The organism is Streptosporangium sp. NPDC005286, assembly GCF_040607515.1.
Lineage (GTDB): Bacteria > Actinomycetota > Actinomycetes > Streptosporangiales > Streptosporangiaceae > Streptosporangium.
Map to the genome: position 1 here is coordinate 1 of NZ_JBEXGU010000299.1, position 5737 is coordinate 5737.

Below are 5737 nucleotides of genomic sequence, written 5' to 3' on the forward strand. Positions count from 1 at the left end.
CGCGGGAGCCCCGGTCTTTCACCTGTGACGGGTCCGTACCGGAAGGCGGCCCTACGGCTGGGACGCGCGGCGGTGCAGCACGACCCCGAGGCCGCTCGCGGCCAGCAGGACGGCCCCGGCCAGGACCAGGATCACCGCGCCGCCCACGGCCCCGTCGGTCCAGTCCCAGACCGCCTCGGGAACGGCGAGCGTCAACCCGGCCACTCCGCTGACGATCAGCACCCAGGTACGCCGGTGCCCGTACAGCGCCAGGCAGGCCAGCGCGATCACCGCGGTCAGCCAGTACCCCCAGGCCTCCCCGTCCCACAGGACGGGCCACTGCCCGCCGAAGAGCGCGATGGCGGCGCCCATGCCCAGCCCCAGGTCGCCGGGGGCGAGCAGCCCGGCGAGGGCGAGCGCCAGGATGAGCACGCCCAGTGCGACGTAGGCGAGGCCCCAGCCGGCGCCCTCCTGCCTGACGAAGACGTCCAGCAGGCCGGTCACCGTGAGGAGGGCGAACCCACCGCAGGCCAGCAGGCCGATCGCGGTGGGCAGCAGCACGTAGGCCACCGCCGCGACCACCAGCCCGGCCAGGCCGGCGACGAGCCCCTCGTGGCGGTCGGCGGCGACCCCCGCGCAGAGGGCGGCCGTACCCGAGCCCAGCGCGGCGAGCGTGGCGGCGACCCTGCCCTGTACCGCGGCCGTCCTGCCGGTCGCGGACCGCGCGGCCCGGCCGAGCCCGGTGGCCACCGCCAGCAGCAGGACGGTGACCACGGCGAGGGCCGTGATCTTCGTCGGCTGGGTCATCCGCTCCCAGCCCAGCGCGACGAATGCGGCGGCACCGGCCAGGACGAGTCCCCCGCCGACGTAGGCGAGGATCTCGCTCCATCTGACCCGGTCCCCGGCGCCCCGGTCGCGCAGTGCCTCGCCCACGGCGAGGGTGACCGGCTCCACCTGCTCCGCCTGGAGCTCACCGGACTCCACCAGCCTGGCCAGTGCCCGCCGTATGGCGTCAATGTCGCTCATGTCCGAAATCGTGGCACAACCTGCTCGGAGTAGCACCCCCCGGATTCGTGGGACGGATGCGAAAATGGAATACCACTGTTACTGGAGTGCGATCGTTGCTTTGATGGGCCCATGTCAATTCGTGGCACGTTCCTGGGCATCCTGGCCACCGCCCTGACGCTCTCCGCGCTGCCGGCGCAGAGCGCGTCCGCCGAGCGCGGGTGGGGCGCCCCCGTCCTGGTGGAGAACTTCGACGGCACCCGGGTCGACGGCCGCAGGTGGGTCGTCTACCACTCCCCCAACGCCGAGACCAACCCGCGCACCGGGCGGGCCACGAGCGTGGGCGGCGGCGTCCTGCGGCTCAAGGGCGGCATCGTGGCAGGCAGGGACCTGTCCGGTGGCATCGCGACCCGCTCGGCGCAGCGGTACGGGCGCTGGGAGGTGCGGCTGCGGGCCGAGCGCGGCGCCGGCTACACCCCGGTGGCCCTGCTCTGGCCGTCCGACCAGGGCCGTGGGGAGTACGCGGAGATCGACTTCGCCGAGATCATCGACCCGGCCCGCAGATCGGGCGGGATCTTCGTGCACCGCGGCGACGGCCCCCAGGCCCAGCGGCAGATGCGGGCCGACTTCACCCGGTGGCACACGGTCGCGGTCGACTGGCTGCCCGGGCGGCTGACGTTCTGGCTGGACGGTGAGAAGGTGTGGGACTACCGGGGGCCGAACGTGCCGAGGGGCCGCTCCATGCACCTGGCGCTGCAGAACGACGTGACGTGCAACGAGTGGTCGCCGTGCCGCAACCGCTCCACTCCGCCGACGGTCAGCATGTACGTGGACTGGGTAAAGATCTACCGGGCCGCCGTTTAGCGCGGCCGGGGCCTTTTCAGAGCAGGCGGATCGCCTTGAGGGCGAGGTGGACCAGCAGGCGGTTCTCGCCGTCGGCGAGGTCGCGGCCGGTGAGCCGCTCGGCCTTGGCCAGCCGGTAGTAGAGCGTCTGGCGGTGCACGCCGAGCGCGGTGGCGGTCTCCTGGACGTGACCCGCGCGGTCGAGATAGCTCTCCACGGTCCTGACCAGTTCCGGGTCCCGGGCCAGCCCGGCGACCTCCTCCGCCAGTTCCCGCAGCCCGGCCTGGGACATGCGGGCGAGCAGCCGGTAGACCCCCAGCCCCGACCAGGCGGCGACGGGCCCCAGCGCGGGCACCCGGCCGGCGACACCGAGCGCGTGCACGGCCTCCCGCCAGCTCCGCCAGGCCTGGGCGAGATCGTCCCGGGGGGCGCCGACACCCACCGCCGTGCCGTACATGCCCTGGATCCGGCCCGCCAACTCCCCCGCCTGGCCGGCCGGGACCAGCAGCGCGACCAGCGGCTCGTCCCCGGCGGGGAACGCCGGATCGGCGAGCACGCCACGCGGGAGCGTCCAGAGGGCGGCGACCCGGTCCGGCGAGCTGCGGGCGGCGATCGCCGCCACCGGACCGCGCAGGTCCAGCCGCGACAGCGCCCAGGAACGCTCCTCCCCGTCGGAGGAGAACAGCCCTCGCAGGCTCGCCCCCATGTCCTGGCGGCTGCGGGCCTCCTGCGCGAGGACCGCGGCGGCCCGGGAGACCAGATCACCGACCGAGGCCAGGACGTCGTCGCCGAGCGTGCCGTCGTCGAGCAGCCACAGGTAACCGTAGGTCACCTCGCGGTGCCGCAGCGGCACGCACACCCGGGCGAGCACCCCCAGGTCGGCGTCGGCGGGGATGCGCACCGGCCCGTGGGCGCCGGCGATGCCGTATCCCTCGAAGTAGGCCCGCACCTGGTCGGTCGCGCGGCGCCGCAGAATGGATTCCTGGCGCACCAGGTCGATGTCACCGCTCTGCGCGGCATAGGCCAGGAGCTGGAACGAGCGGTCCTCCAGGGTGGCGGAGGCACCGAGCCTGGCGGCGATCTCGTCGACTGTCTCCTGTAACACCTCACCATTGTCGTACATGTGTATGAACACTCTTCCCGCCGGTCGTGGCAGATGCACATGATGGTCGGCCTGAGCAGGGTTTTAGGGTGAAGACATGCTCGGTTCCCTCCTTCTCGGCGCATCCCGGTTGCCGCTGGTACGGCGCGCGGTCTCCGGCGTACCACTGACACGCAAGGTCGTCGACCGCTTCGTCGCGGGTGAGACGCCCCAGGACGCGGTCGAGGTGATCCGTCGCCTCGCCGCCGCGGGCCTGGCCGTCAGCGTCGACCACCTGGGTGAGGAGACGAAGGACGCCGCTGCCGCCGCCCAGACGGCCAGGGCGTACGCCACTCTGCTCAGCCCCCTGGGCGAGCTGGGGCTCGGCGACCGCGCCGAGGTTTCGGTGAAGCTCTCGGCGGTCGGCCAGGCGCTGGGCGCCGACGGTGACAAGATCGCTTTGGAGAACGCGCGGCAGATCTGCGAGGCCGCCCGCGCCTGCGGGGCGAACGTGACCCTCGACATGGAGGACCACACCACCGTCGACTCCACGCTGGAGACGCTGCGGGCCCTGCGCGAGGACTTCCCCTCCGTCGGCGTCGCGGTGCAGTCCTACCTGTTCCGCAGCGAGGCCGACTGCCGCGACCTGGCATACCGGGGCTCCCGGGTCCGCCTGGTCAAGGGCGCCTACGCCGAACCGGCCTCGGTGGCCCACCGGAACAAGAACGAGGTCGACCGGGCCTACGTGCGCTGCCTGCGCATTCTCATGTCGGGTGCCGGCTACCCGATGGTGGCGACGCACGACGACCGGCTGATCTCCATCACCGAGACGCTCGCCGACCGGTTCGGCCGCTCCCCCGGTGACTACGAGTACCAGATGCTCTACGGAATCAGGACGGACCGGCAGCAGGCCCTGGCGGGCGCCGGCCATGTCATGCGCGTCTACGTCCCCTACGGCGACGACTGGTACGGCTACTTCATGCGCCGGCTGGCCGAGCGTCCGGCGAACATCGCCTTCTTTCTTCGTGCCCTTGGAGGCAAGTGATGGATGCCATCTCCACAGTTCCCGCCCCGATCAACGAGCCGGTGCTCGGCTACGCGCCGGGCAGTGCCGAGCGCACCGCGCTGGAGAACCGCGTCAAGGAGCTGGCCGGGGCCCAGCTGGATCTGACGATGACGATCGGCGGCGAGCAGCGGATGGGCGGCGGCGCCCCGATCGACGTGGTCCAGCCGCACAACCACGCCTCCGTGCTCGGCCGTACGGCCGACGCCACCGCCGGCGACGTGCGCGCGGCGATCGACGCCGCGCTGCGGGCGGCGCCCGCGTGGCGCGCCATGCCGTTCGACGAGCGGGCCGCGATCTTCCTGCGGGCCGCCGACCTGCTGGCCGGCCCCTACCGGCAGACGCTGAACGGCGCGACGATCCTGGGCCAGTCCAAGTCCGCGCAGCAGGCGGAGATCGACTCGGCCTGCGAGCTGATCGACTTCCTGCGCTTCAACGTGGACTTCGCCCGCAGGCTCCTCAGTGACCAGCCGATCTCGTCGTCCGGCGTGTGGAACCGGATGGAGTACCGGCCGCTGGAGGGCTTCGTCCTGGCGATCACCCCGTTCAACTTCACGGCCATCGCCGGGAACCTGCCGTCGGCTCCGGCCCTGATGGGCAACGTGGTCGTCTGGAAGCCCTCCCCCACCCAGCAGTTCGCCGCGCACTTCACCATGCGCCTGCTGGAGGAGGCCGGGCTTCCGCCGGGCGTCATCAACATGGTGACCGGCAACGGCGCCGCCGTCTCCGAGGTCGCGACGACCCACCCCGACCTGGCGGGCATCCACTTCACCGGCTCCACGGCGACCTTCCAGCACCTGTGGTCCACGGTCGGCGCCAACATCACCTCCTACCGGTCCTACCCGCGTCTGGTCGGCGAGACCGGCGGCAAGGACTTCGTGCTGGCCCACCCCTCCGCCGATCCCGGTGTGCTCGCCACCGCGCTGCTCCGCGGTGCCTTCGAGTACCAGGGGCAGAAGTGCTCGGCCGCCTCCCGGGCCTACGTGCCGCGCTCGGTCTGGTCGGTGATCCGCGACGAGCTGGTGGGCACCGCCGAGTCGCTGACCGTCGGCGACGTGGCCGCCGACCTGTCGACCTTCATGGGCGCGGTCATCGACGGGCGGGCGTTCGCCAAGCACAGGGCCGCGATCGACCGGGCCCGCTCGCTCGACTCGATCAACGTGCTGACCGGCTCGTACGACGACTCGACCGGCTACTTCGTGAGGCCGACCATCCTGGAGTCGGCCGATCCCACCGACGAGATCTTCGTCAAGGAGTACTTCGGCCCGATCCTCGGCGTGCACGTCTACGACGACGCGGACTTCGACGCGGTGCTCGACCAGATGGAGGGTGTCTCCCCGTACGCGCTGACCGGCTCGATCATCGCCCAGGACCGCTACGCGATCACCTCGGCGTCGGAGCGGCTGCGCTTCGCGGCGGGCAACCTCTACATCAACGACAAGCCGACCGGCGCGGTCGTCGGCCAGCAGCCCTTCGGCGGGGCCCGCGCCTCGGGCACCAACGACAAGGCCGGGTCGATCCTCAACCTCACCCGCTGGGTCAACGCCCGGACGATCAAGGAGACGTTCGTCCCGCCGACCGACCACCGCTACCCGCACATGGGCTGAGACACCCCGTCCCGGCACTACTGCCCCCTAGCCCCGGGGAAGACCTGCGACTCGGAGGCGCCGAGGTCGGCCACCGTGTGGTGTCCGGGCCGACGTCACCGGTGAGCACGACCACCGGGCAGGCCGGCGGAGGTGCGGAAGCGGTGCGACCGGCCGGTC

The 5737-nt window shown here is 72.2% G+C and carries 5 protein-coding genes; 3 read left to right on the forward strand and 2 right to left on the reverse strand.

What is annotated here, in order from left to right; translation table 11 throughout:
- Positions 1–51: 51 nt before the first annotated feature.
- Positions 52–1005, reverse strand: coding sequence for a hypothetical protein (locus ABZU75_RS44880; RefSeq protein ID WP_355569151.1), 954 nt, complete (start codon positions 1003–1005; stop codon positions 52–54).
- Positions 1006–1116: 111 nt separating this feature from the next.
- Between ABZU75_RS44880 and ABZU75_RS44885 the strand changes: the two genes are divergently transcribed.
- Positions 1117–1848: a glycoside hydrolase family 16 protein gene (locus tag ABZU75_RS44885; RefSeq protein WP_355569154.1), complete on the forward strand. Its 732-nt coding sequence runs from the start codon at positions 1117–1119 to the stop codon at positions 1846–1848.
- A gap of 16 nt (positions 1849–1864) precedes the next feature.
- Here ABZU75_RS44885 and ABZU75_RS44890 read toward each other — a convergent pair whose 3' ends face one another.
- Positions 1865–2932: a helix-turn-helix domain-containing protein gene (locus ABZU75_RS44890; RefSeq protein ID WP_355569157.1), complete on the reverse strand. Its 1068-nt coding sequence runs from the start codon at positions 2930–2932 to the stop codon at positions 1865–1867.
- A 94-nt stretch (positions 2933–3026) separates the two neighbouring features.
- On the opposite strand from ABZU75_RS44890, the gene ABZU75_RS44895 reads away from it, so the two are divergent.
- A complete protein-coding gene (locus ABZU75_RS44895) occupies positions 3027–3953 on the forward strand; it encodes a proline dehydrogenase family protein (protein WP_355569160.1) in 927 nt (308 codons plus the stop codon).
- The gene (gene pruA / locus ABZU75_RS44900; RefSeq protein WP_355569163.1) at positions 3953–5578 is read left to right on the forward strand and encodes an L-glutamate gamma-semialdehyde dehydrogenase; all 1626 of its coding nucleotides are present in this window, start codon (positions 3953–3955) and stop codon (positions 5576–5578) included. The genes ABZU75_RS44895 and pruA overlap by 1 nt, the downstream gene beginning before the upstream one ends.
- The last annotated feature ends 159 nt before the right edge of the window (positions 5579–5737 follow it).

Bases quoted from the DNA above. Each gene is read 5' to 3' on its own strand.
- ABZU75_RS44885 (WP_355569154.1), top strand. From the start codon at position 1,117: ATGTCAATTCGTGGCACGTTCCTGGGCATCCTGGCCACCGCCCTGACG.
- ABZU75_RS44895 (WP_355569160.1), top strand. From the start codon at position 3,027: ATGCTCGGTTCCCTCCTTCTCGGCGCATCCCGGTTGCCGCTGGTACGG.
- ABZU75_RS44880 (WP_355569151.1), bottom strand. From the start codon at position 1,005: ATGAGCGACATTGACGCCATACGGCGGGCACTGGCCAGGCTGGTGGAG.
- pruA (WP_355569163.1), top strand. From the start codon at position 3,953: ATGGATGCCATCTCCACAGTTCCCGCCCCGATCAACGAGCCGGTGCTC.